The organism is Selenomonas sp. oral taxon 149 str. 67H29BP (assembly GCF_000146365.1).
Taxonomy (GTDB): domain Bacteria; phylum Bacillota; class Negativicutes; order Selenomonadales; family Selenomonadaceae; genus Centipeda; species Centipeda felix.
Genome location: NZ_GL397087.1, coordinates 943,188 through 968,961, shown reverse-complemented (window position 1 = coordinate 968,961; position 25,774 = coordinate 943,188). Strand labels below are relative to the sequence as shown.

General features: G+C 58.1%; 26 protein-coding genes and 1 tRNA gene. 24 read left to right on the top strand and 3 right to left on the bottom strand.

The features are described from left to right. Positions 1–49: 49 nt before the first annotated feature. Positions 50–1,036 carry a protein-tyrosine-phosphatase gene (locus tag HMPREF9166_RS04610; RefSeq protein ID WP_009442896.1) on the bottom strand — a complete coding sequence of 329 codons (987 nt, stop codon included), beginning with the start codon at positions 1,034–1,036 and terminating at the stop codon, positions 50–52. 156 nt (positions 1,037–1,192) lie between these two features. Between HMPREF9166_RS04610 and ileS the strand changes: the two genes are divergently transcribed. From ileS to pyrR, 22 genes are all read left to right on the top strand, one after another. After that, entirely contained in the window at positions 1,193–4,312 is a 3,120-nt protein-coding gene (gene ileS, locus HMPREF9166_RS04605; RefSeq protein ID WP_039981031.1) for an isoleucine--tRNA ligase, read from the top strand. A 29-nt stretch (positions 4,313–4,341) separates the two neighbouring features. Further along, positions 4,342–5,196, top strand: a complete 855-nt coding sequence (locus HMPREF9166_RS04600; protein ID WP_039981029.1) for a MurR/RpiR family transcriptional regulator — start codon at positions 4,342–4,344, stop codon at positions 5,194–5,196. Positions 5,197–5,404: 208 nt separating this feature from the next. After that, the gene (locus HMPREF9166_RS04595) at positions 5,405–6,739 is read left to right on the top strand and encodes an MFS transporter (protein WP_009442893.1); all 1,335 of its coding nucleotides are present in this window, start codon (positions 5,405–5,407) and stop codon (positions 6,737–6,739) included. 29 nt (positions 6,740–6,768) lie between these two features. After that, positions 6,769–8,187: a decarboxylating NADP(+)-dependent phosphogluconate dehydrogenase gene (gene gnd / locus HMPREF9166_RS04590; protein WP_009442892.1), complete on the top strand. Its 1,419-nt coding sequence runs from the start codon at positions 6,769–6,771 to the stop codon at positions 8,185–8,187. A 126-nt stretch (positions 8,188–8,313) separates the two neighbouring features. After that, a complete protein-coding gene (locus HMPREF9166_RS04585) occupies positions 8,314–8,991 on the top strand; it encodes a metal-dependent hydrolase (RefSeq protein ID WP_039981028.1) in 678 nt (225 codons plus the stop codon). Beyond that, positions 8,991–9,977, top strand: coding sequence for a tRNA (adenosine(37)-N6)-dimethylallyltransferase MiaA (gene miaA / locus HMPREF9166_RS04580; RefSeq protein ID WP_009442890.1), 987 nt, complete (start codon positions 8,991–8,993; stop codon positions 9,975–9,977). The genes HMPREF9166_RS04585 and miaA overlap by 1 nt, the downstream gene beginning before the upstream one ends. After that, positions 9,946–10,179 carry an RNA chaperone Hfq gene (gene hfq, locus HMPREF9166_RS04575; protein WP_009442889.1) on the top strand — a complete coding sequence of 78 codons (234 nt, stop codon included), beginning with the start codon at positions 9,946–9,948 and terminating at the stop codon, positions 10,177–10,179. The genes miaA and hfq overlap by 32 nt, the downstream gene beginning before the upstream one ends. Before the next feature lie 80 nt (positions 10,180–10,259). Next, the gene (locus tag HMPREF9166_RS04570; protein WP_009442888.1) at positions 10,260–10,712 is read left to right on the top strand and encodes a deoxyuridine 5'-triphosphate nucleotidohydrolase; all 453 of its coding nucleotides are present in this window, start codon (positions 10,260–10,262) and stop codon (positions 10,710–10,712) included. A 105-nt stretch (positions 10,713–10,817) separates the two neighbouring features. Then, positions 10,818–11,261, top strand: a complete 444-nt coding sequence (locus HMPREF9166_RS04565) for an Rrf2 family transcriptional regulator (RefSeq protein WP_009442887.1) — start codon at positions 10,818–10,820, stop codon at positions 11,259–11,261. Beyond that, complete coding sequence (locus tag HMPREF9166_RS04560; RefSeq protein ID WP_009442886.1) at positions 11,261–12,388, top strand: cysteine desulfurase family protein; 1,128 nt, start codon at positions 11,261–11,263, stop codon at positions 12,386–12,388. Before HMPREF9166_RS04565 ends, HMPREF9166_RS04560 begins: the two co-directional genes overlap by 1 nt. A 132-nt stretch (positions 12,389–12,520) precedes the next feature. Then, positions 12,521–13,402, top strand: coding sequence for a RodZ domain-containing protein (locus tag HMPREF9166_RS04555; RefSeq protein WP_009442885.1), 882 nt, complete (start codon positions 12,521–12,523; stop codon positions 13,400–13,402). Between the two features lie 27 nt (positions 13,403–13,429). After that, positions 13,430–13,894, top strand: coding sequence for a transcriptional regulator NrdR (gene nrdR / locus HMPREF9166_RS04550; RefSeq protein ID WP_009442884.1), 465 nt, complete (start codon positions 13,430–13,432; stop codon positions 13,892–13,894). 15 nt (positions 13,895–13,909) lie between these two features. Next, entirely contained in the window at positions 13,910–15,658 is a 1,749-nt protein-coding gene (locus HMPREF9166_RS04545; protein ID WP_009442883.1) for a radical SAM protein, read from the top strand. Beyond that, complete coding sequence (gene pgeF / locus HMPREF9166_RS04540) at positions 15,655–16,470, top strand: peptidoglycan editing factor PgeF (RefSeq protein ID WP_009442882.1); 816 nt, start codon at positions 15,655–15,657, stop codon at positions 16,468–16,470. Before HMPREF9166_RS04545 ends, pgeF begins: the two co-directional genes overlap by 4 nt. Then, positions 16,467–17,186, top strand: a complete 720-nt coding sequence (locus HMPREF9166_RS04535) for a YggS family pyridoxal phosphate-dependent enzyme (protein WP_009442881.1) — start codon at positions 16,467–16,469, stop codon at positions 17,184–17,186. The genes pgeF and HMPREF9166_RS04535 overlap by 4 nt, the downstream gene beginning before the upstream one ends. 6 nt (positions 17,187–17,192) lie before the next feature. After that, on the top strand, positions 17,193–17,693 hold the full coding sequence (locus HMPREF9166_RS04530; RefSeq protein WP_009442880.1) for a cell division protein SepF: 501 nt from the start codon (positions 17,193–17,195) through the stop codon (positions 17,691–17,693). Positions 17,694–17,699: 6 nt separating this feature from the next. Then, complete coding sequence (gene proC, locus HMPREF9166_RS04525; protein ID WP_009442879.1) at positions 17,700–18,509, top strand: pyrroline-5-carboxylate reductase; 810 nt, start codon at positions 17,700–17,702, stop codon at positions 18,507–18,509. Positions 18,510–18,543: 34 nt separating this feature from the next. Beyond that, positions 18,544–19,338: an RNA-binding protein gene (locus tag HMPREF9166_RS04520; protein WP_009442878.1), complete on the top strand. Its 795-nt coding sequence runs from the start codon at positions 18,544–18,546 to the stop codon at positions 19,336–19,338. Positions 19,339–19,355: 17 nt separating this feature from the next. Then, the gene (locus HMPREF9166_RS04515; RefSeq protein WP_175279227.1) at positions 19,356–19,931 is read left to right on the top strand and encodes a DivIVA domain-containing protein; all 576 of its coding nucleotides are present in this window, start codon (positions 19,356–19,358) and stop codon (positions 19,929–19,931) included. 5 nt (positions 19,932–19,936) lie between these two features. Beyond that, complete coding sequence (gene lspA, locus HMPREF9166_RS04510; RefSeq protein ID WP_039981613.1) at positions 19,937–20,395, top strand: signal peptidase II; 459 nt, start codon at positions 19,937–19,939, stop codon at positions 20,393–20,395. Continuing rightward, complete coding sequence (locus tag HMPREF9166_RS04505; RefSeq protein WP_009442875.1) at positions 20,392–21,294, top strand: RluA family pseudouridine synthase; 903 nt, start codon at positions 20,392–20,394, stop codon at positions 21,292–21,294. The genes lspA and HMPREF9166_RS04505 overlap by 4 nt, the downstream gene beginning before the upstream one ends. A 4-nt stretch (positions 21,295–21,298) precedes the next feature. Further along, a complete protein-coding gene (gene pyrR / locus HMPREF9166_RS04500; protein ID WP_009442874.1) occupies positions 21,299–21,847 on the top strand; it encodes a bifunctional pyr operon transcriptional regulator/uracil phosphoribosyltransferase PyrR in 549 nt (182 codons plus the stop codon). A 93-nt stretch (positions 21,848–21,940) separates the two neighbouring features. Here the strand turns inward: pyrR and HMPREF9166_RS04495 are convergent. Together HMPREF9166_RS04495 and brnQ are read right to left on the bottom strand one after the other, a co-directional pair. Continuing rightward, a tRNA-Ser gene (locus HMPREF9166_RS04495) sits at positions 21,941–22,029 on the bottom strand. Between the two features lie 54 nt (positions 22,030–22,083). Beyond that, positions 22,084–23,406 carry a branched-chain amino acid transport system II carrier protein gene (gene brnQ, locus HMPREF9166_RS04490; protein WP_009442873.1) on the bottom strand — a complete coding sequence of 441 codons (1,323 nt, stop codon included), beginning with the start codon at positions 23,404–23,406 and terminating at the stop codon, positions 22,084–22,086. 179 nt (positions 23,407–23,585) lie between these two features. Between brnQ and map the strand changes: the two genes are divergently transcribed. Together map and HMPREF9166_RS04480 are read left to right on the top strand one after the other, a co-directional pair. Beyond that, positions 23,586–24,458, top strand: a complete 873-nt coding sequence (map, locus tag HMPREF9166_RS04485; RefSeq protein ID WP_009442872.1) for a type I methionyl aminopeptidase — start codon at positions 23,586–23,588, stop codon at positions 24,456–24,458. Next, positions 24,455–25,735 (top strand): DEAD/DEAH box helicase, encoded by a 1,281-nt coding sequence (locus HMPREF9166_RS04480; RefSeq protein WP_009442871.1) that lies wholly within the window; start codon positions 24,455–24,457, stop codon positions 25,733–25,735. The genes map and HMPREF9166_RS04480 overlap by 4 nt, the downstream gene beginning before the upstream one ends. Positions 25,736–25,774 lie beyond the last annotated feature (39 nt).

Genomic DNA, 25,774 nt, shown 5'->3' with positions numbered 1-25,774 from the left:
GCTGCTCGAAGGTTTTAACTTCGTGCAGCAGCTCCCTTTTCTTATGTCCTTATGGATTCTTCTTCAGCCAAGTACTCCACGGTACGGCATAGGCGTTCCCGTGGTTTTGCTGAACGTAGTCGTAGAACTTTGCGATCATCTCTGTCTTGTGGTGGTAGTCTGCATCCTCCCATCCCGTCGCCGCGTGCTGCGTGGCCGGGTCATAGGCGAGGTATGCCCCGCCGAGCAGGTACTGGCGATAGAGAATATCCTTCAGCGGGACGGAGGGATTTTTCATCATATCGTACATCGCCATAAAGCTGGTCGTGCGTCCCTTGCCTGCCTGACAGTGAAAGTGCATCCATGTGTCTGCAGGCATTTTCCTCACGAGATCGACAAAAGCGTCGATGGTCTGCGGCTCTGCCCATTTGTGATCGGTGACAGCGAGACGGACGTAGCGCGCGCCCGCACCCTCGACCAGCTCGCGCTCCGTCATCGCCTCAGTGACGCGAACGGTCTGCGGATTCTTGGGCTGCTTTTTCTTATCGAGATGCGCGAGCACGACGTCCTTGCCCTGTGCACTGTGGATGCGCGTGTTCTCGTCGCGCAGTGCCTCGTGCTGCGTCCTGCCGATGTTGCCCCAGTCGTGCTTACCGTACCAACTGACGGCATTTCCGTTCATGAAGCCGTGCGACTCCTGCCGCAGATCGACGATGCAGACCGCGCCCTCTGTGCGCGCGTGCAGATTGTTCAGCAGCGCGTGAAAGGCAGGGGCGGAGAACTCCGCACTCCCCGAGAGCGGCAGGGCGTCCAGTCCCTCCCGCGAGGGCGTGTAGTTCGGGTCAACGCCGAACTTTGCGGCGTCTTTCCGCGTTTGGAACGGTGATGATGCTGTGCGGAAATTGTGCGGCAGCTCCGCCGCATCCCCCGCCGCCGCATCGATGCGCCAGACATAGCCGCGGTAGTCTGCATTCGCATCGGCAGCAGAGACCGTGTACGGGATAATGCAGAGCGTGCATAACAGCAGGGCAGCGAGTAAATGTTTGAATGTGTGCATAAGATCCCCTTCGCTTCCTATATGATTCACCGTAGGTTATAGCACTCTTTACATAAAGGTGCAAGGGAAATCTTGCACAGGTGCCGCCTGTTCCTTGAAAAATCGCCGTTCCCGTGCTAGAATAGCATGACTATGTATGCTGCGGGAGGGATTCCTTTGTACGAAAAAGTAGATACAAATCTGGATTTTGCCGCGCGCGAGAAAGCCGTTGCGGATTTTTGGCGCGATAATCATATTGCACAGCGTGCCGTTGACCAGCGTGAGGGCTGCGATACGTTCACGTTCTACGACGGCCCGCCGACGGCGAACGGCCGCCCGCATATCGGGCACGTTTTGACGCGTGTTATCAAGGATATGCTGCCGCGCTATCAGTCGATGAAGGGGCGCAAGGTGCTCCGCAAGGCGGGCTGGGACACGCATGGGCTGCCCGTTGAGCTGGAGGTCGAGAAGGCGATCGGCATCAACGGAAAGGAGCAGATCGAGGAGTACGGCATCGAGCCGTTTATCAAGAAATGCCGTGAGTCCGTCTGGAAGTACAAGAGCATGTGGGAGCAGTTCTCCGATGTCGTCGGCTTCTGGGCGGATATGGAGCATCCCTACATTACGTACGAGAACGACTTTATCGAGTCCGAGTGGTGGGCGCTGAAGGAGATCTGGAAGAAGGGACTGCTCTATCAGGGACATAAGATTGTCCCGTACTGCCCGCGCTGCGGCACGCCGCTCTCCTCGCACGAGGTGGCGCAGGGCTATAAGGATGTCACCGAGCGCTCTGCCATCGTGAAGTTCAAGGCGGCGGACGAGGATGCCTATTTCCTCGCATGGACGACGACCCCGTGGACGCTCCCGTCGAACCTCGCCCTCTGCGTGAACCCGAACGTGACCTACGTCAAGCTGCGCGTCTACGACAAGGTCTACTACCTCGCCGAGGCTCTCGTGGACAGCGTGTTCGACGGCTCGTGGGGCGAGCGTGAGGAGCTTGCCAAGATGAAGGGCAGCGAGCTCGAGTACCGCAAGTACGAACCGCTCTATCCCTTTGTGACACAGGATGTACGTGACAAGGCATTCTTCGTGACCTGTGACGATTACGTCACCACGGAGGACGGCACGGGCATCGTCCACATGGCACCGGCATTCGGCGAGGACGATAACCGCGTCTGCCGCAAGTACAATATGCCGTTCGTCCAGTTCGTCAACGAAAAGGGCGAGATGACCGAGGAGACGGATTGGCCGGGCGTCTTCGTGAAGGATGCGGATCCGCTGATTCTCGACGATCTCGAAACGAGCGGCAAGCTCTTCAAGGCGCCGGAGTTCACGCACAGCTATCCACACTGCTGGCGCTGCGACACGCCGCTCATCTACTACGCGCGCGCCTCGTGGTTCATCCGCATGACGGCTGTGCGCGACGAGCTCGTTGCGAACAACAAGACAGTCAACTGGATCCCGCCGTCCATCGGCGAGGGGCGTTTCGGCAACTGGATCGAGCACGTGCAGGACTGGGGCATCAGCCGCAACCGCTACTGGGGAACGCCTCTCAATATATGGAAATGCTCCTGCGGACATGAGCACGCGGTCGGCTCGATTGCGGAGCTGCGCGAGCTGCAGCCAAACTGCCCGGCGGACATCGAGCTGCATCGCCCGTACATCGATGCGATCACGTTCCCGTGCCCGGAGTGCGGAGAGATGATGCACCGTGTGCCCGAGGTCATTGACTGTTGGTTTGACTCGGGTTCCATGCCGTTTGCCCAGTGGCACTATCCGTTTGAAAACAAGGAAATCTTTGAGAAATACTTCCCGGCGGACTTCATCTCCGAGGCCGTCGATCAGACACGCGGCTGGTTCTATTCACTGATCGCCATCAGCACGCTGCTCTTTAATAAGAGCCCCTATCGCAACGTCATTGTGCTCGGTCATGTACAGGACAAGGACGGACAGAAGATGAGCAAGTCCAAGGGCAACGCTGTTGACCCGATGGATGCGCTCGGACGGCACGGCGCGGACGCGATCCGCTGGTACTTCTACGAGAACAGCGCGCCGTGGCTGCCGAACCGCTTCCATGACGATGCCGTGCAGGAGGGCGCGCGCAAATTCATGGGGACGCTGTGGAACACCTACGCGTTCTATGTGCTCTATGCAAATATCGACGAATTCGATCCGACCAAGTACACGCTGGACTATGACCAGCTTTCGGTGATGGATCGCTGGGTGCTCTCGCGCCTGAACACGATGGTGCGCACGGTGGATGACTGCCTTGCTCATTACCGCGTCACAGAGGCGGCCAAGGCATTGCAGTCCTTCGTCGAAGAGCTGTCGAACTGGTATGTCCGCCGCTGCCGCAGCCGATTCTGGGCGAAGGGGATGGAGCAGGATAAGGTAAACGCCTATCTGACGCTCTATACAGCACTTGTGACGACGGCGAAGGCGGCGGCACCGATGGTGCCGTTCATCACGGAGAGCATCTACCGCAATCTGGTCTGCTCCGTGGATAAGAATGCGCCGATCTCGGTGCACCTCGCGGACTTCCCGACGGCAAACGAGGCGTGGATTGATCCCGCACTTGAGGACAACATGGAGGTCGTGCTCGAGGTCGTAACGCTCGGCCGTGCGGCACGCAACGCAGCAAACATCAAGAACCGCCAGCCGGTGGGGCAGATGTATGTCAAGGCAGCACATGAACTGCCGGACTTCTTCGTGAAGATCATCGAAGATGAGCTGAACATCAAGGAGGTCATCTTCCGCGACGATATGTCGGACTTCCTCGCCTATCATGTCAAGCCGAATTTCCACGTCCTCGGGCCGAAGGTCGGCAAGCAGATGGGCGCGGTCAAGAAGGCACTCGAGGCGAGCGACGGCGCAGCCGTCAAGGATGCTCTCGCCGGGGACGGAAGCTATACGCTTCATCTGCCCGACGGCGATGTCACGGTGACGGTCGAGGATGTTGAGGTGACGGTCTCCCAGCGCGATGGGTACAACTGCCAGAGTTATGGCGGCGTGACGGTCGCCCTGTCGACCACGCTCACCGAGGCGCTGATCGAGGAGGGCTTTGTCCGCGAGATCATCAGCAAGGTGCAGACGATGCGCAAGGAATGTGGCCTTGAGGTGACGGACCACATTGCGCTCGACCTCTCAGGCAACCCGCGCCTCGTCGAGATCGCGCGCAGGAACGAGGCATTCATCTGCGAGATCACGCTTGCCGACAGCTTCTCCTGCGATGCGCCGATGGGCACGAGCAAGGAGTGGAACATCAACGGCGAGAAGCTGACCATTTCTATACAGTAAATATGGACAGCAGAATGGAGAATCCTACGATGGCGCAAAATCGTGCGTTGACTCTCCCCTTATTGCGTAATTCCTATCGATCATTGACGAAATCGGAGCAGCGCATTGCTGACTATGTTGATGCACATGCACGGGAAGTCCTTGAACAGACGATTTCAGATTTAGCTGTGCATACAAAAAGCGCAGAAATTACGGTTTCCAGATTCTGCAAGAAACTTGGGTTCAGTGGGCTGCAGGGATTGAAAATTGCACTGGCATCTGCCGTATATTCTTCGGATGAAGTCGTCTATCAAGATGTTCGATCCGGTGATTCCTATGCGACAATTGCACAGAAGATGTTTCGCAGCATTTCAGAAGGACTGCAGGATACGTTAAAATTGCTGGACTATGAAGATGTGAATCGTGCGGTTCAGCTCATCTGTCAGGCACATCGTGTTGCGGTATATGGGTTTGGGAACTCAGCGACGGTTTGCCATGACATTGAGACACGTTTTTTGCGATTTGGTATTCCTGTCCAGGCGTATTCCGACTCACATCAGCAGATAACATCAGCGGCTCTTCTTACTGGATATGACGTTGTCATCGCTGTTTCACATACCGGGACTACGGCAGAGCTGCTGCAGAGTGTTGATGTTGCTAAGGCAAGCGGAGCAAGGATCATCGGCATTACCAGCTATGTCCATTCAGCACTTGCAAAACGCACCGATATTACACTGCATGGAATGGGGCGCGAGATACGATACCAGTCAGAGTCTGTAGCGTCACGGTTGATTCACATGGCGATCGTTGATCTCCTTTACATGGGAGTGGCTATGGCGAATCCAACAGTCTATCGGGAGAATATCCGCAAGATGCGCAAGGTGATCGCAGAGAAAAGAACTTGATATAGGAAAAACTACCTTTGAGATGATTCTCAAAGGTAGTTTTTTTTGATATAATATTATCATTAATTATGGAATAAATGACAATATACTTGCAATAAAAAGCAGATATTGATATAATAATATCATCTTTATAGACGTTCATAAAGAATACAAAATAATGGAAGGGGAATATATGTCGTAATTTGCTGTAGTTTTTAGGAGGAGCACTATGCAGACAAAAACGTATGACCAAGAAACGGTCAAAAGGTTCAATCGCTTTAAAATGCAGTCGCTGTTAGGTGTATTTATCGGCTATATGGCGTACTATATCGTGCGAAACAATTTTATTTTCTCGACGCCGTATTTGAAGGAGGAAATGAACCTTAGTGCCACGGAGATCGGTCTGCTGAGCAGCTGTATGTTGATCACGTATGGACTGAGCAAAGGATTTATGAGCGTTCTTGCGGATAAATCCAACCCGCGTTATTTTATGGCAACGGGGCTGATTCTTTGCATCCTGATCAATATAGCCATGGGGTTCAGCACGAGCTTCTATCTCTTTGTGGGCTTGGTTGTTTTGCTTGGTCTGTGTCAGGGGATGGGGGTAGGCCCTTCAATTATCACAGTAGGGCACTGGTTTTCTCGCTCAGAGAGAGGGCGTGCGAGCACTTCGTGGAACGTGTCTCACAACATTGGCGGCGGTCTTGTTGCGCCGATTGTCGGAGCTGCAATGGCGTACCTTGGAACAGAACATTGGCGTATTGCTGCTTATATTGTTCCCTGTATTGTCGCCTTGATCTGTGTTGTTCTCGTATTACTCCTGGTGAAGCGCCGTCCTGTAGAGGAAGGTCTTCCGACGGTCGATGAGATCTCTCATGAAGAGTCCGTTACGGAGAAGGTACTAAAAAAATCCGATGACCGTCCGAAAGATATGTCTGCGTGGAAGATTTTCTATCAATACGTATTCAAAAATGAGAATTCATGGTATTTGGTCGGCATTGACATCTTCACCTACATGGTTCGGTTTGGCATGATTACGTGGATTCCCCTCTATTTGCTCACCGTCAAGGGACTTACGCGGCAGGAGATGGGTGTGTCGTTTATGCTGTTTGAATGGGCTGCGATACCATCGACGCTTGTTGCAGGCTATTTGGTGGACAAATTCTTCAAGGGACGCGTCATGATGCTCCCCTTCGTCTGCCTGATTGTCGTATTTCTCTGCGTGTTTGGTTATATGCAGTCTGACTCTGTGTTCGCAATTACGATTTTTGCTACGATCACAGGATGCTTGATTTATATTCCCCAGTCCATGGTTGCCGTTCAGGCAATGGAAGTTATTCCGAGCTTTGCACTGGGGTCGGCAGTGGGCCTCAGAGGTTTGATGAGCTATTTGGTCGGAAGTTCTATGGGAACAACGTTATTTGGCTATGTGGTTGACCATTTTGGATGGGACAGCGGGTTCTACCTCATCATGGTTGGTGCGTTGCTCTGCATGACATTTTGCTTCCTCTCGCATCGCGGCGTTCAAAAAATCTATGGAAAAACCAGTGTGCCTGAAGTGTAAGAAATTCATGTTGGCTGGGGGAGGTGTTTATGTTGGCGTTCAATGATATAGGTATGGTCGGGATGGCCGTTATGGGAAGCAATATGGCGCTCAATATGGCAGACCATGGATTTCGGGTTGCATGCTATAATTATACTCCCGATCTTACGGAGCAAGTACTGAGAGAACATCCGCATGAAAATATGACTGGTTATTATGATTTGAGCGAGTTTGTTCAGTCCCTCAAACGTCCGCGTCGTATCATGCTGCTCATTATGGCGGGGGCACCGGTCGATGCTGTGGTTGACCAGCTTATTCCCATGTTGGAGCATGGGGATATCATCATTGATGGTGGAAATTCCTTCTTTAAAGATACCATTCGCCGGTGTGATTATGCGAAACAGCATAAAATCCACTATTTTGGGACGGGTATCTCAGGCGGAGCTGATGGTGCTCGCAATGGCCCATGTATTATGCCGGGCGGTGAAAAAGATGCCTACGAGAACCTGAGACCCATCTTTGAGTCTGTGGCAGCACGAGCTGAAGACGGTTCACCTTGCTGTACCTACATTGGTGAGGATGGCGCGGGGCACTATGTCAAGATGGTGCATAACGGCATCGAGTATGCGGATATGCAGCTCATCGCCGAAAGCTATCTGATTTTAAAATACGTCGGGGGTCTCAGTAATGATGCCATGGCTGAGGTTTATCATGTATGGAATCAGGGCGAATTAAAAAGTTTTCTCATCGGCATTACGGCAGATATTTTTAAGGAAAGCGATGAGGGCAGCGGGCAGATTATCGATAAGATATTGGACAGCGCAGGGCAGAAGGGGACTGGGCGTTGGACGAGTATCGCAGCACTTGAGCAGGGTGTTAATGTGTCGATGATCACAGCAGCATGTAATGCACGCGTTATGTCAAATCTTCAGGTATCCCGTGCTGAGGCATCAAAGAAATTTTCTGCTCCAAATGGCACGTCTAAAGTGCCGACAGATTTGGTTGAAATGGTACGACAAAGTCTTTATACAGCTAAGATCATTGCGTATGCTCAGGGGTTTGCCCTATACCGGTCGGCGAGAGAGATCTACCACTGGACACTGGATTATGGACGTATTGCTTCCATTTTCCGCGCAGGCTGCATTATTCAGGCGGCATTCCTGACTAAAATTGCGGAGGCGTATCGTAGAAATCCGCAATTAGACAATCTTATTTTTGATGAGTTCTTTATGGATAAAATCAATGCGAATCAAAGCAGCTTGCGTCGTGTTGTCGCACTGGCGGCAGAGCGTGGTATTCCCATTCCGGCTATGGCAAACGCTCTGCAATATCTGGATGCCTATCGCAGTCCCTGCGGTGGTGCGAACCTCATTCAGGCGCAGCGTGACTACTTTGGTGCACACACCTATCGCCGCATTGATAGGAGCGGTGATTTCCATCATGAGTGGCAAAAGCATTATAAGGAATAGTGCTTCTGTTTCCTTTCTCAAAGCTGTTCGACGCAGATACTGCGTTGGACGGCTTTTCTATTGACAATATGGGGGCGGGACGTATAATAAGAAAGAATTACTGTGTTATTGAGGGGAGTGATCGCATTGGTAAAATTCAGTTACTACGGACATGCGGCATTTTTGCTGGATGATGGGACGCATAAGGTGCTCGTTGACCCCTTTTTGACAGGGAATCCCGTCGCGAGCGTTAAGGCGGACGATGTGGCGTGTGACTATATTCTCGTTTCTCATGCGCACGGGGATCATCTGGGTGATGCGCCGTCGATTGCAGCGCGTACCGGGGCGAAGATCGTCTCGACGCCGGAGGTCATCAGTGCCTGTGAGAGTCAGTCACTGGCGGAGATTGCATCCTGCCCGATGAATATCGGCGGCTCGCTCAATCTGCCGTTCGGCAAGGTGCGTATGACGTTCGCCCAGCACAGCGCGGGCGTGGCGGGCGGGATCGCCTGCGGGTTTGTCGTGTATATCGGCGGCCGGACGCTCTACTATGCGGGCGATACGGCGCTGTTCAGCGATATGCAGCTCATTGGACGCAAGGACAGCATCGACTATGCCGTCCTTCCCATCGGCGATAACTATACGATGGGACTTGAGGATGCGGCGATGGCGGCGCAGTGGGTCAACGCGGGGCACGTGATCCCCGTGCACTACAATACGTGGCCGATCATCAAACAGGAGGCACGGCACTACAAGGACGTGACGGAAGCCATGACGCGGGCCAGAGTGCATATCATGGCGCCCGGAGATACGATGGAGCTTTGATGCAGGCGCAGAAGACGCCTCTGCTCGTTCTCCTCGGCCCTACGGCAGTGGGTAAGACGGCGCTCTCGCTGCAGCTCGCGGAGCGGCTCGGCACGGAGATCATCTCGGGGGACTCGATGCTCGTCTATCGCGGCTTTGACATCGGCAGTGCGAAGCCAAGTCCGGAGGAGTGCGCCCGTGTGCCGCATCATCTCGTCGATGTGCTCGATGCCGATGCGCCGTTCTCTGTGACGGAGTTTGTCGCGCGCGTGTCGGAGCTCGCACGTGACTTTGATGCGGCAGGACGCCTGCCGTTCGTCGTCGGCGGGACGGGGCTCTATGTCAAGGCACTCGTCGAGGGATATGACTTCAATGTGACGCAGGAGCATACGTGCTTCCGTCATGCCATGGCGGGGATTGCCGCACGCCGCGGAAATGCCCGCGTACATCACTTCCTCGCGCGTCGTGACCCCGCTGCGGCAGAGCGGATCCACGCGAATAATCTGCGCCGCGTGATCCGCGCGCTCGAGGTCACGCGCTACGGTGATGAGAGCATCTCGCGTGCGCGCGCGATGGAGCACGGGACAATGCCCTATGATGCCCATGTGATCGGGCTCATGCGGGAGAGGTCACATCTCTATGCGCGCATCAATGAGCGCGTTGAGGCGATGTTTGCCGCAGGGCTCTGCGAAGAGGTGCAGCATCTTTTGGACAGCGGTGTGCGCAGCGATGCTCCGGCGATGAAAGGCATCGGCTATAAGGAGACGGCGGCGTATCTTGCGGGAGAGATCACGCGCGCGGAGGCCATCACGGCCGTGCAGACGGCAACGCGGCATTTTGCAAAGCGGCAGCTGACGTGGTATCGACGGATGCCCTACATCCGCTGGTACGATGCGGATGCGTGGACGGAGCCGGAGCTGCTGGAGCGCATTTTAATGGATATAAAGGAATGGCGAGCAAAAGGAGAGGCAAAGGATGACGGCCAAGATCATCAATCTGCAGGATAACTTCCTCAATCAGGTGCGCAAGGACGGGATTCCCGTGACGATTCATCTCGTGAACGGCTTTCAGATCAAAGGAACGGTGCGCGGGTTTGATAATTTCGTCCTCATGGTGGATGCGATGGGAAAGCAGCAGATGATTTATAAGCATGCGGTCTCGACTATCACGCCGGCACAGCCGGTGCGGACGGGCGACGATGCGTCGTAATCACGCCGAACAACGCTGCTGTACCGCCTGCGGTGCAGCGGCTTTTTCCTTTTTATCTGTTCCCTGATGGAGGAGAAGCGATGAAGCAGCGAGGATTCGAGATCGTCTCGGCGTACGTAGGGGCGGGCGTGCTGCTCCCCGAGCGCAAGACGGGGGCAAGTGCGGGCTATGATCTTGCAGCGGCGGCTGCCGTGGAGATCGTCCCGCAGGGCTTTGCCATGGTGCCGACGGGCGTCAAGGCGTATATGCAGGCGGATGAGGTTCTGCTGCTCTACATTCGCTCAAGCATGGCGGTGAAACGTCAGCTCATGCTGATGAACGGTGTCGCCGTGATCGATGCAGACTACTATGGAAATGCGGACAACGAGGGGCATATTATCGTACCTCTATACAATTACGGACGGGAGCCCGTGTCGATTGCGGCGGGCGAGCGGATCGCGCAGGGTATCTTTACGCGTTATCAGACGGCGGACGGCGATATGGCGGGATGCGGACGGGCGCGCAGCGGCGGCTTCGGCTCGACGGGCGCATAGCAGCATCCGTACGTCTGCATTTTGACAGGAAAACGAAACTCATTTATAATGATGTCGGTATAACTTTGGGGTAAACGGTAGGATTTGCCCACACAGGAGATCTTTATGAAACTTTCAACGAAGGGGCGTTACAGTGTCACGGCGCTCTATGAGCTCGCCCTGCGCTACGGCAAGGGCGTCATTCCGCTGCATGCGATTGCAGCGACACAGGGGATCTCCGAGCACTATTTGGAGCAGCTGATGGTGCCGCTGCGCCGCGCGGGACTGGTTGAGAGTGTACGCGGGGCGCAGGGGGGCTATACGCTCGCGCTCCCACCTGAGAAGATTACGATCGGGCGGATCATCACGGCCGTGGAGGGCCCGATCGCTCTCGTGGACTGCCTGCTGACGGATGCGGAGGCGCGCGATCAGAGCTGTGAGCGCGCCGGGAACTGCGTGACGCGGCAGATCTGGGAGGAGGTCTGTGACAGCATCAACAGTGTGCTGAACAACATTGCCCTCTCCGATCTCGTACAGCGCGGACATCGCCGTGCGGGGGGCAATCAGTGATGCCGGTCTACCTCGACTATGCCGCCACGACGCCGCTCGATGCGCGTGTCCTCATGGCGATGCAGCCGTATCTGACGGAGGTGTGCGGGAATCCTTCGAGCCTGCACTGCTTTGGACAGGCGGCGCGGCGCGGTGTCATGCGCGCGCGGGAGGAGGTGGCGGCGCTCATTGGCGCGTCTCCATCAGAGGTGTTCTTTACCAGCGGCGGGACGGAGAGCGATAACTGGGCACTGCGCGGCATTGCGGAGGAGCGGCGAAAGGCAGGCTGCCGGCATATCGTGACCTCCGCCGTTGAGCATCCCGCCGTGCGCGAGACCTGCCGCGATCTGGCGGCACACGGGTATGCACTGACGGAGGTGCCCGTCGATGCCACGGGGCGCGTTGCTCTGTCCGATGTGGCGGCGGCCCTGCGTGAGGATACGGCGTTGGTCACGATCATGACGGCGAACAACGAGGTCGGTACGATTCAGCCGATTGCGGAAATCGGCGCGCTCCTTCGGGCGCGCGGGATTCCGTTTCATACGGATGCCGTGCAGGCGGCGGGACATATTCCACTCGATGTGGAGGAACTGTACGTCGATGCGCTCTCGCTTTCGGCGCATAAATTCTGCGGTCCGAAGGGTGTCGGCGTGCTCTACGTGCGCCGCACATTGCGGATGGCTCCGCTTCTATATGGCGGCGCACAGGAACGCGATATGCGCGCGGGCACGGAGAATGTCGCGGGGATCGTCGGCTGCGGCTGTGCGGCGGCGATTGCTTGTGCGGAGATGGGCGCAGAGGATGTGCGCCTGCGCGCTGCGGCTGAGTCGCTGCGCACCGCACTTTCGGACATCGACGGCATTCGATTTTACGGGCACAGAGAGGAGCGGCTGGCGGGCATCCTGAGCTTTGGCATACGGGACATCCCACAGGATACGCTGCTCATCCGTCTGGATCTCGCGGGCTTTGCCGTATCGGGCGGCAGTGCGTGCAGTGCGGGGGCAGCGCACCCATCCCACGTCCTGTGTGCGATGGGCTGCCCGCCGGAGGAGGCGCGCACGGCGATCCGTGTGAGCCTCGGACGCTTTACGCGTGAGGACGATGTGACGGCGTTCGCCGATACGGTTCGTGCTATCGCAAAAGAGTAGAAAAGCCTGAAAAAATTTGTCTTTGCCGTGCACTTTGTGTATAATCAAAAGAAATGTTTTGAAAATCACGGGTTCATTGCGTGATATTGCAGACGTGATATTCTAGATTGGTATAGATCAGGAGGGAACTTCATGGTCGGAGACATCCTGCGCAGCGCTCGTGTCAAGCAGGGACTGACAATTGCAGATATAGAAAAAGGGACAAGCATCCGTGCTCTCTACATCGAAAGCATCGAGCAGAGCAATATCGACAATCTGCCCGGCATGGTCTATGCCAAGGGATTCGTCCGTAATTATGCGGGCTTCCTGCATCTGGATGCAGAGGAACTGGTGCAGCAGTTCGCAGCGGAGAACGGCACGGCAGCCGCTCCGGCGGCACCGACCACAGAGGAGAAGCCGCGGCGCATCTCACTCAACAACATCGGTGATGCGTCGCTCTCTGAGATCTCCATCGGCGGCAGGAAATCTTCCTCTGCGGGCATGCTCGGCAAGCTGGTTGCTGGTATCGTGGTGCTCACTGCACTGGTCGGCGGCGGTGCGGCACTCGTCTCGTTCATCAATTCTCCTGCGCGCGAGACGACCGCACCTGCGGCACCTGCGCGTGCGGAGAGCCAGCCGACGCAGACGCCGGCAGCAGAGGCGAACGCCGTGGATGAGGCGCGTGCGGCCTCGCCGGCGAAGGATGTGCGCGTGAGCGTGCACCTCACCGAACGCTGCTGGACGGAGGTGACGGTTGACGGAAAGACCGTCTTTGAGGGGCTGCTCGAAGAGGGCAAGACCGAGAACTGGCAGGGCAAGGAGTCCATCGTTCTGCGTGCGGGCAACGCCGGAGCACTTGAGGTGACAGTGAACGGGAAGAAGCTCGGCACGTTCGGCGATGAGGGCGCTGTCGTTGAGCGCACCTTTACGCGGACGACGAAGTCACTGGAGGATGCCGCTGCCCCCAGCGGTGATGCGGACGGCGAGCAGCCGAAAAAGAGCACGGCGAAGCGTACACAGAGCCGCAGTCAGTAACGTGATGCGTGAGAGAGGGTGAGGGCAATGCGATGCCCTTTTTGCAAAGAACCGGACAGCCGTGTCATTGATTCCCGTGCGGCAGAGGAGGGGATGACCATCCGCCGCCGCCGCGAGTGCGGAAAGTGCGGGCGACGGTTTACGACGTACGAGGTGGTGGAGCGCCTGCCACTCATGGTCGTCAAGCGTGATGGCCGCCGTGAGCCGTTCAGCCGCGACAAGCTGCTGACGGGGATCATACGCTCCTGTGATAAGCGCGACATCTCGATGGAGCAGATCACAAATTTCGTCGCGGAGATCGAGCATGAGATCCGCAACCGCACGGAGCCCGAGGTGCCCTCCGAGAAGGTCGGTGAGATCGTCATGGAGCATTTGAAGGACTTTGACGAGGTCGCTTACATCCGCTTCGCCTCGGTCTATCGGAAGTTCGATGATATTACGAATTTTATCGAGGAGCTGGAGACGCTGCGTGCACATCGTGAGAAAGAATGAAAGGTAGAGTGGGGATTGGATCATCGGCTGCGGGAACGCCTGCGGGCACGTCTGGCGCAGGAGCGCGGATATTATCGCTATCCTGCGGGCGCGCGCACGCGATTTGCTCTCGTCTATCCCAATACTTACTTTGTCGGCATGTCGAACCTCGGGCTGCACATTGTCTATGCGTTGCTGAATGAGCGCAGTGACACGGCGTGTGAGCGCGTCTTTCTGCCCGATCGCGATGAGATGCCGCGCTATGTGCGCACGAATACGCCGATGATGAGCGTGGAGACGCAGACCCCGCTCGCGGACTTCGCCATCGTCGGCTTTGCCATTTCGTTTGAGATGGATTATTTTCATGTTGCGGAGATGCTCGCACGCAGTCACATCACGGCGCTTGCCGCGGACCGCACGGCACATGACCCTCTCGTGATCGCGGGGGGGCCGTGTGCCACGTTCAACCCTGAGCCACTCGCTGCGCTGATCGATGCCTTTGTCATCGGTGAGGGAGAGGCGATCCTTCCGGCGATGATGGACGCCTATCATGCAGGGCTGCGTGCGGGCGACGACCGCACGGCACTTCTGCAGCGGCTTTCCCATGTCCCCGGGGTCTATGTCCCGGCACTCTATACGCCCACATACGATGCGGAGGGGCATCTGACGGCACTCCTGCCACGCGCGGGGGCGCCGTCCCATGTGGCGCGGCAGTGGGTGGAGGATCTCGACGCGCATCCCGCCCATACGGTTGTCATTACGGACGATACGGAGTTCAGCTTTTACCTCATCGAGACGGCGCGCGGGTGTGGGCGTCACTGTCGCTTCTGCATGGCGGGGTACTGCTTCCGCCGGCCACGCAACCGCTCTCTCTCCGTCATCGAGGGTGAGGTGCGCGACGCACTCGCCTACGGCAAAAAGATTGGACTCATGGGCGCGGCGATCTCGGACTACCCCGAGATCGATGCCCTCTGCCGCTCCATCCTCGGGGAGGGGCTCTCGATGTCGGTCGCGTCCTTCCGCGCGGACTCCGTGACGAAGGAACTCGTGGAGTCGCTCGCGGCGAGCGGCCTGAAGACACTAACCATCGCCCCCGAGGCGGGCAGTGCGCGGATGCGCGCGGTCATCAACAAGGGCATCGAGGAACATCATCTCTTCACATCAGTTGATCTCGGCGCGGCAGCTCATATCCTGAATTTTAAGCTATATATTATGGTTGGCCTGCCCTTCGAGATGGATGAGGACATCGACGCGATCATCGACCTCACGCAGCGCCTGCGTTCCTACATGGACGAGAAGGGCTGCCACGGCACACTGACACTCAGCGTGAATCCCTTCGTTCCCAAGCCGTTTACGCCGTTTCAGTGGATGGCGGCAGCGGAGAAAAAGCGCATGGATGCGGTGATGAAGCAGCTGACGCAGGCCCTCAGCCGACACAAAAAGATTGTCGTGCACTTTGAGTCGCCGAAGGAGGCGCGTGTCCAGTCCATTCTCGCGCGCGGTGACCGCCGCCTTGGCGCACCTCTCATGCGTGCGGCGATGGGGCGCGGGGCAAAGGATCTAGCGACAGAGATGCGTGCGGAGGGCCTCTCCGCGGAGGACTATCTGGCTCCTGCGTGGACGGAAAAGACATATCTGCCTTGGGATCATCTCGACATGGGCTTTTCCAAACACTATCTGTGGCAGGAATATGAGCGGGCAAAGGCGCTCCTGCCGACACCGAGCTGTTTCGACGGCTGTCTGCGGTGCGGCGTCTGTAAGCCTGCGGAAAGGATGACGGTATGAGCTTTGTACTGCGGCATCTCGGCAACAATCTGTGGAGCGGGCGGCTCGATCTCTTTCCGGGCGATGCACTCGTGCATGGGTTCTCGGCACGGCAGGGCGGCGTCAGTGCTCCCCCGTATGATACGCTGAACATGGCACTGCACGTGGAGGATGATCCCGCGGCTGTGTGGGAGAACCGCAGGCGGTACTGCGCGGCGCTGGGGCTCTCGGCAGAGCGGATCTGCACGCCGCGACAGGTGCATGGGACGGAGATCGTACGCGTTTTTCGCCGCGATGCGGGCCGCGGTGCGCGGGACTATGCGGACTGTATCGCTGATGCGGATGCACTGATCACGAATGACAACGATGTCACGCTCCTCCTCTGCTATGCGGACTGCGTGCCCGTCCTCCTCTACGATCCTGTGCATCATGCCATCGCGCTCGTTCACGCCGGTTGGCGTGGGACGGTGGAGCGGATCGGGGCAAAGACGCTCGCGCGTATGGCGGAGGAGTTCGGGACAAGACCCACGGATGCCATTGCGGGGATCGGGCCCTCCATCTGCGCCGACTGTTATGCGGTCGGTGAGGAGGTCGCCGCGCAGTTCCGTCGCGCATTTTCGCATGATGCGGAGCGGATCGTCGCGGAGCGGGATGGGAAATACCATCTGGACCTATGGGCGGCGAACCGCCTTGCACTGGAGGAGACGGGCGTCCCACCGCGGCAGATCGACAGCGCACAGACATGCACGTCGTGCGATCATACATGGTTTTACTCCTATCGTGCCGCAGGCGGCAGGACGGGACGTCTGGCGGCAGTAATGGAGTTGAAATGAGTGAAGGAACGATGATCGGGGAGCAGATTCAAAAGGTACGTGCCGAGATCATGGCCGCGCGGGCGCGGCGGACGCACGTCTCGAAGGACGCGCCTGTGGAGCTGATTGCCGTGACGAAAAACCATCCCGTCGCGGCGATGCAGGAGGCCATTGATGCGGGCATCATGAACATCGGAGAGAACCGCATCCAAGAGGCGCTGGACAAAGCGGAGACGCTTGAGCGCGAGGTAAAATGGCATCTGATTGGGCACCTGCAGACCAATAAGGCGAAATACGCCGTGCGCCAGTTCGACCTCATTCATTCGGTTGATTCCGTGCATCTTGCACAGGCGGTGAACCGCGCGGCGGAGAAGTTCGGCAAGGTGCAGAATATCCTTGTGCAGGTTAATCTGGCGCGTGAGGAGAGCAAGTCCGGCGTCTACCGTGAGGATCTCGACGAGCTCCTCGCGGCAATTGATGGAATGGATTCGGTTCGCTTGCAGGGTTTTATGTGTATTGCGCCGAATTATGAGGATGTAGAGCAGTGCCGTCCGCTCTTTCGTGCGATGTACGAGCTGTACGGCACGATCAAGGCGGCAGAGCCGCACAAGGCAGACATCCGCTACCTTTCGATGGGCATGACACACGACTATCGCATTGCCGTCGAGGAGGGCGCGAATCTCGTGCGTGTCGGCACGGCGATTTTTGGTGCACGCAATTATACCCTAGGAGTGTGAGGGATTGTGAAGATTTTCAAGAATTTGTTCGGCATCTCGTCCGAGGAGGATGAGGAGCTCGAAGAGCGGGAAGAAAAAAAGCCTGCGCCCGTGACCGAGATCGGCTCGCGCACGGGACGGCAGCGCGTTGAGACAGGGGCAAATCTCTCGGGCTTTCCCGATTTTACCCCGCCGGCAGGCGCAGCGGCAGGGGCTACGCCGATCGACAATGTCGTCGCGACCTACCGCATGAACGTCGTGGTGATCGAGCCGCAGTCGTTCGACGATGCGCAGCAGGTGGCGGTCAATCTCCAGAAGAAAAAACCCGTCGTACTGAATTTTGAAAAGACGGAAAAGAGCGTCGCGAACCGCATCATCGACTTCATCAGCGGAACGACATACGCACTCAACGGCGACATCAAGAAGATCAGCAACAATGTCATCCTCTGTGCGCCGAGCAACGTCAACGTCAGCTACTCCGAGGATGAACACCGACTGGGGGACAATATGCCCTTCATGGATCGGTAGGCGCACATGAAAGGCGCATGGAAGATCGGCATCATCGGCGGCGGCGCAATGGCAGAGGCGATGATTGCGGGCATGACGGCGGAGAGGGACGTGCCATCGCCGCAGATCTATGTATCAGATCACAAGGCAGCACGGTGCTGTACACTGCATGAGCAGTATCACGTAAATGCACAGGTCGGGGCAGATGATTTTCTGCCCCGTATTGACGTTCTTGTTCTGGCGGTAAAGCCCTCTGCTGCGCGCGCGGCAATGCGGGAGACGGCGCCGCTGCTGCGCAGCGATGCGCTCGTGATCTCCATTGTGGCCGGGCTGACGATGGCGCAGATTGCGGCAGAATATCCGGGGCATCCGATTGTCCGCGCGATGCCGAACACTCCGCTGGCCGTCGGCGCGGGGATGTCCGCTTATGCGTGCAGCGACGATGCAGATGCGTCCGCACGCGAGGCTGTGAATGTCGTGCTCGGCACGGCGGGACGCGTCGTCGAGGTAAAGGAGCATGACCTTGATGCGGTGACGGGACTCTCGGGCAGTGGTCCCGCCTATGCGTTCCTCATGATCGAGGCGTTGACCGACGGCGGCGTTGCGGCCGGGCTGCGCCACGAGACGGCGTCTTTGCTTGCTGCACAGACGCTGCTTGGCGCGGCACAGATGGTGCTCGATGGGACTGCGCCCGCCGCACTGCGCGCTGCCGTGACCAGCCCTGCAGGGACGACAGCGGCGGGGCTGCGCGTAATGGAGCGCGCCGGCGTACGCTCCGCGCTCATCGAGGCGGTTCTTGCCGCGGCGGAGCGGTCGAAAGAACTCGGCAAAGAGTAACAGTTCGCAGGACGATTTCCCAAAGGAGGGGACTATGGCATCAGAACAGAAGGAGCGGATTCTCCGCTTTTATCGCGGCAGCGAAGGGGAGGAGACGGCAGTGCGCCTGCTCGACCTCGCAGAGACCGTCGTCAAGACGCGTAAATTTCGCATCAGTCCCTTTCTCGACCCTTACGGGCAGGAAATCGCCGAGACGATCCGCGCGAGCTATGATGATCTGCAGCTGGACTTTGACGGCGGCTATCAGGGGGCGGAGCGTGCGCGTGCGATGCTGCGCCATCGGGACTTTGCGGGGCGGACGGAGGATTTCGGTATCGTCTGCGTAGAGGCCACGTGGAACGGGCAGTTTGCCCGGCTCACGCATCGTGATGTCCTCGGCGCAGTGATGGGACTGGGGATTGAGCGCGAGATGATCGGCGACATCCTGCCTGCCTCCGATGCGGCGAAAATCCTCTGTGATGCCAAGATCGCCCCGTTCCTGATTGAGAACCTGACGATGATCGGCGCGGTCGGCGTGAAGACCGTGCCTGCGGAGCTGACGGAGATTGCACCGCGCGAGGAGCGGACGAAGGAGATCCGCGCGACGGTGGCGTCGCTGCGGCTCGACTCCATCGTCGCGGCAGGGTTTGGCATCTCGCGCAGCCGTGCGGCGGACGATATCACCGCCGATAAGGTGAAGCATAACTGGCAGAGTGCGGCGAGTGCCTCCAAGACGGTCAAGGAGGGAGATGTCCTCTCCATGCGTGGGCGCGGCCGCGTCGAGGTGACTGAGGTGCGCGGTCAGACGAAGAAGGGCCGCACGGTTGTTGTACTGCATCGATTCTTTTGAAGAAAGGCGGGAGCGCGATGCTGACACCGATGGATATTCATGCCAAGGAGTTTGGTCGGAGTTTTCGCGGATTTAACGAGGACGAGGTCAACGATTTTCTCAATGAGATCATGAAGGCGTACACGGCGGTACTGGATGAAAATGAGCGCCTGCGGGGCGAGCTGGAGCGCGAACGCTCGGCGAACGGAGAGTTCCGCCGCATCGAGCAGAGCATGCGCGAGACGCTCGTCGTCGCGCAGAAAACGGCGGAGGAGATGAGCACGAACGCCAAGCAGGGCGCCGACCGCCTGCTTGAGACGACGGCGAAAGAGGCGCAGAACATGCGCCGCGAGGCGACACTGCAGGCAAAGGCACAGCTGGACGAGGCTGCGGACAAGGTACGCGCCATCGTGGCGGAGTACGAGCGGCTCGTCCGCGAAAAGCATCAGTTCCTGCGCCGCATGAAATCCAATGTGCAGGCAGAGCTGGCCCTCATCGAGGATGCCATTGCAGAGATGCCGGATATGGTACATGAGAAGAAGGTACCGTCCGCACCTCCTGCACCGCCGATAAAACCGAAGGACGATGCCGTGAAGGAACAGGAGGACGATTGAAGACGATGATCAGGTGCGGAAAGGCCGCACTGCTCTTTGGCGGGACAGTAATTTTGGATCAAGCGGTGAAAGCGTACGTGGCCTCGACCATGCTGCCGGGGGAGAGCATCCCCGTCATTCCGTCATACCTCCATCTGACCTACGTGCTGAACGCGGGGGCTGCGTTCGGGATCTTCGAGCGTCAGCAGTGGCTCTTTTTGCTCACTGCCGTGCTGTTCTTCCTCGTATTCCTCTTTCTCTATCCGCGTCTTGCGCGCGGCAGCGTACTCATTCACTACGGCAGCGTTGCCTTTGCGGCAGGAGCGCTCAGCAACATGGCGGATCGGATTCGCTTCGCACACGTCATCGACTTCATCGATTTCCGCATATGGCCGGTATTTAATATCGCGGACATCACCATCGTGGTGGGAACGATCTGCGTTCTCTGGGCGCTCTTCGTGCAGAAGAAGGAGTTTCTTCCGTGAGCACATTTATTTCCGATCAGGCAGGGGAACGGCTGGATGTATTCCTCGTGCGGCAGCTGCCGACCCTCTCGCGCAGCTACGCACAGCGCCTCGTCGCAGAGGGACACGTAACGGTGGACGGAGAGCGGCGCAAGGCGAATTTTAAGCTGAGTGGCGGCGAGAGCGTAGCGTGTACCATCCCGCCTGCAGAGGCGGTTGAGATCCGTGCAGAGAACATCCCGCTGAATGTCCTCTATGAGGATGCGGACATTATCGTCATCAACAAGCCGCGCGGCATGGTCGTGCACCCTGCCGCGGGCGTATATACGGGGACGCTCGTCAACGCACTGCTCCATCACTGCAGCGATCTCTCGGGGATCAACGGAGACCTGCGTCCCGGCATCGTTCATCGCCTCGATAAGGATACCTCGGGCGTGATGGTTGCCGCGAAAAACGACATGGCACATCATTTCCTCGCCCGCCAGATTCGGGACAAGGAGGCACGGCGTGAGTACCGCGCCATCGTATACGGGAACATCGTCGAGCGCGCGGGCGTCATTACGGGGGACATCGGACGGCATCCGACGGATCGCAAGAAAATGGCGATCGTCCGTGAGAACGGCAAGCCCGCGACGACCCATTTTGAGGTGCTTGAGCGGTTCGGTGACTACACCTTTGTCGCCTGTCGTCTGGAGACGGGGCGGACACATCAGATTCGCGTTCACATGACGAGCATCGGACATCCGCTGGTCGGCGATACGAAGTATACGGCGAAGAAGAACCCCTTTGCCATTGCGGGGCAGGCACTACACTCGCTGACACTCACGCTGACACATCCGCGTACGCAGGCAGAAATGACGTTCACCGCGCCCCTGTCGGCGGACATGGATGAGATACTGCACACACTCCGAAGGAGCTGATCGCATGACTGAGTTTAGAGAAAAGGCCGTGCTGATGGATGAGGACGGCATCCGCCGCGCCCTCATGCGCATCGCGCACGAGATTGTAGAGAAAAATCATGGGACAGAGCATCTGGTGCTCGTCGGCATCCGCAAGCGCGGCGTACCGATTGCGGCGCGGCTCGGCGCAGAGATCGCGCAGATCGAGGGCCGGGAACTGCCGCGCGGCGTGCTCGACATCACGCTCTATCGCGACGACCTCAACGAGCTCGCCTATCAGCCCATCGTGCACACGACGGAGATTCCCCTTGACATCACGGACAAGACCGTCATCCTCGTCGATGATGTGCTCTACACAGGGCGCACGATACGGGCGGCGATGAACGCCCTGCTCGACCTTGGGCGGCCGCGCATGATCCAGCTCGCCGTCCTCATCGACCGCGGACATCGCGAGCTCCCGATCCGCGCCGACTATGTTGGCAAGAACGTACCGACGGCATCTGCCGAGGACGTATCGGTGCAGCTTCACGACACCGATACGGAGGAAAGGGTCGTCATACGCGAGCGCGTCTGAACGCGGCGGATAGACCGCCTTCCCATTTGACAAAAAAGGGTTGTTATTACGAAGACAGAGACCTCGTAATAACAACCCTTTACCATTTCATTATGGCGGAGAGGGTGGGATTCGAACCCACGGTGCGTTGCCGCATCACCGGTTTTCAAGACCGGCTCCTTAAACCACTCGGACACCTCTCCATACACTGTATGGAATACAATACTTTTGCATTCTATCAAAAAGGCGTCGCCGCGTCAATAGCTGCGCGTTTTTTGCCATGCACAGATGAGCGCACCGACACAAAAACCAATCAGCGCGGGCACAACCCACCCCATCCCGAGGGACGCGAGGGGAAGCGCCTCTCCTGCCGTACACAGAGCGGACGGCAGTGCACGGAGAAAGTCGAAGAAGGCGGCCGCACTCGTGCCGACAATGCTCCACACATAGAGTGGGCGGCGGTAGCCGATCAGCCCCTCGATGAGACAGAGAGCGATGAGGACGATAGCGACGGGATAAAGAAAGTAGAGCACGGGGAGGGAATACGCGATGATGCGGCTGAGGCCGACATTCGATATGGCGAATGAGAACGCGGCGAAGATCACCGTGTATTTTGCATAGGAAAAGCTGCGCGGAAAGAGCGCGGCAAACGTGGACGCACACGCTGTGACGAGTCCGATGGCGGTCTTGAGACATGCACAGGTGATCGTGATGCCAACCAGAATGCCGCCGTACGCGCCAAAGTAATACGCTGCAATATGGGCGAGCACATCGCCGCCGTTGGCATCGATGCCGTAGACGGCGCGGCTCTGTGCACCGACGTAGGTGAGCGCGAGATAGATGAGCGCCATGAGCAGCGTGCTGAGACTGCCCGAGATGATCGTGCTGTAGGAGAGATCAGCAGGCGAGGAGAGGCCAAGGCGACGGATGGAGTCGACGAGGATGCTGCCATAGGCGAGAGCAGCGAGCACATCCATCGTATTATAGCCCTCGAGCAGCCCTGTGAAAAAAGCATTCTCCGCGTACGCTCCTGTGGCCGGCATCGTCCACACGCTGGCCATTGGCTCTCTTAGTGCAGCGACGATCATGACAGCGAGGAAAAAGAGAAAGAGCGGATTCAGCACCTTGCCGATCCAGATCAGAATCCCCGACGGGCGCAGGGAGAAAAAGAGCACCACGGCGAAAAAGAGCGCGGTAAAGACGAGGAGCAGAACATCGTGCAGGGGAGGGGCGACAAATGGCAGAACGCCAACCTGAAAGGAGACGGTCGCCGTGCGCGGGATGGCGAAGAGCGGCCCGATGCAGAGATAGAGCGCGCAGGTAAAGAGCAGGGAAAAATGCCGCCCCACCCTGTTCCCGATCGCGGAGAGACTGTCGCTCGCCGTGATGCTGATCGCCGCAATGCCGAGCAGGGGCAGCCCCACGCCTGTGATACAGAACCCGACAAGGGCGGGCAGCATCTCCATCCCCGCCCGCTGTCCCATCGACGCGGGAAAGATCAGATTGCCCGCACCGAAGACCAGACCGAAAAGGAGAGATGCGACAAAGAGATATTCCTTTTTCGACAGCCGCTGTTTCATACTGGATGCTTTCCTATCCACAAAAGAATCATAAAATTTTAATAAATTGATTATACAGGGGCAACAGAGATTTGTCAAAAAATCTATTGGCGATCGTCCCTTTACATCCACCAATGGGGCGGGCTATAATGCAGGGAGAGAAATAGCTGGGATTCCCCAAGATGATAAGGAGTACAGGAATGAATCGAAACGACCTATGCTGGTGCGGCAGCGGCAAGAAATATAAAAAATGTCATGAGGACTTTGACGAGCGCATCGCCTCCATTCGCTACGATGTGATCAAGGGGCAGGTGCGCCCGCCGCGCAAGATCATCAATAACGAGGCGGACATCACGGGCATCCGCCGTGCCGCCGTCATCAACGATGCGGTGCTCGACCTCATGGGGACGCTCGTCGCACCGGGCGTTGACACGGAGACGCTGGATCGTGCGGCGCATGAGTACATTGTCTCACACGGCGGCATTCCCGCCTGCCTCGGTTTTGAGGGCTTCCCCAAGAGCATCTGCACGTCGATTAACAACGTGGTCTGCCACGGAATTCCGTCGACCAAGGATGTGCTCAAAGAGGGCGACATCATCAACGTTGACTCGACCGTCATCGTTGACGGCTACTATGCGGATGCCTCGCGGATGTATCTCATCGGCAAGGTACCGGCGGCAGCGGAGCGGCTCGTCAAGGTGACGAAGGAGTGCATGGAGCGCGGCATTGCGGCGGCGCGCCCGTGGCATTTTCTCGGCGACGTGAGTGCGGCGTGCGGCGACTGGGCGCATGCCAACGGGTACTCGGTCGTCACGGCACTCGGCGGTCATGGCGTCGGCAAGGACTTTCACATGGAGCCGTACGTCCCACATGAGGGCGAGCCGGGCACGGGGATGCTCATGGTGCCGGGCATGGTGTTCACGGTCGAGCCGATGATCAATGCGGGCGACTACGATGTCACCGTTGACCGCACGGACGGATGGACGGTGCGGACGAAGGACGGGACGCTCTCTGCGCAGTGGGAAAAGACCATTCTCATCACAGAGACAGGCGCAGAGGTACTTTCATCATGACGCATTTCGATCAGCTCGGCATCTCGGAGACGCTGACCGCACTCCTCCAAAAACAGGGCATCACGCAGCCGACCCCCGTGCAGGAGCAGGCGATCCCGCCCATGCGCGCGGGGCGTGACGTGATCGCACAGGCGCAGACGGGGACGGGCAAGACACTCGCCTATCTCCTGCCGCTCCTTGCGCGCATCAAGCCGCAGGGCGCGGCGGCACAGGCACTCGTCATCGCACCGACGCGTGAGCTCGCCATCCAGATCGAGCGCGTCGCCGAACCGCTCGCCCAGCCCCTTGGTATTGGCACCGTCGTGATCTATGGCGGGGCGGATATCGAGCGGCAGAAGGAAAAGCTGCGCCGCAGTCCGCAGCTCGTCATCGGTACGCCGGGACGTCTGCTCGATCACGTACGGCGCGGAACGCTTGCGCTCGGCAGTGTGAACAAGGTCGTCCTCGACGAGGCGGACGAGATGCTGAAGATGGGCTTCATCGAGGATGTGGAGACCCTGCTCGGTGCTGCGGCACAGGACTATCAGCTCGCACTCTTCTCGGCAACGATGCCCGAGCGCATTGTGCGCCTGACCAAGCGGTTCATGACTAACCCCGCGCACATTCGTCTCGCGGGCGAGACCGTGACACTCGCCGCCATCGAACAGGTCGTCATACCCGTCAGTGCAGGGGACAAGCTCGACCGCCTCTGTGCCTCCATCAACGAGGAGGCACCGTATCTTGCCATGGTGTTCTGCGCCACGAAGGAGCGCACCCGTGCGCTCATGATGGAGCTCGCACAGCGTGGCTATCTCGTCGATGCGCTCAGCGGCGACCTCACGCAGACGCAGCGCAGTTTCGTCCTGCGCCAGTTCCGCAGTGCAAAACTGCAGATCCTCTGCGCGACGGACATTGCGGCGCGCGGACTCGACATCGAGGGCGTGACCCACGTCTATAACTACGACCTGCCGCCGACGGTGACCGACTACATCCACCGCATCGGCCGCACGGGGCGCGCAGGGACACAGGGCAAGGCGATCACACTCGTTGCGCCGCATCAGCACGAAAAACTCCGCAAGATGGAGGCAGCGCTGAAGGCATGCCTGCGCCGTGACGTAGTCAAGAAAAAAAAGCGTCCCGCACCGCCCGCAGGGGAGGGGGACGCACAGAAAAAAGCACATCCGCCGCGCGATGCAAAACGCCGAGCGCTGCCCAAGCGCACGAAGTCGAAGCCGCGCAGCAAAAAGGCGGGCAAGACCGTCACGAACATCGGGCGGCGCAGCAGAAAGCGGAACTAGGGGGGATGCTTTATATTATTATGGAATCACTGATAAAAT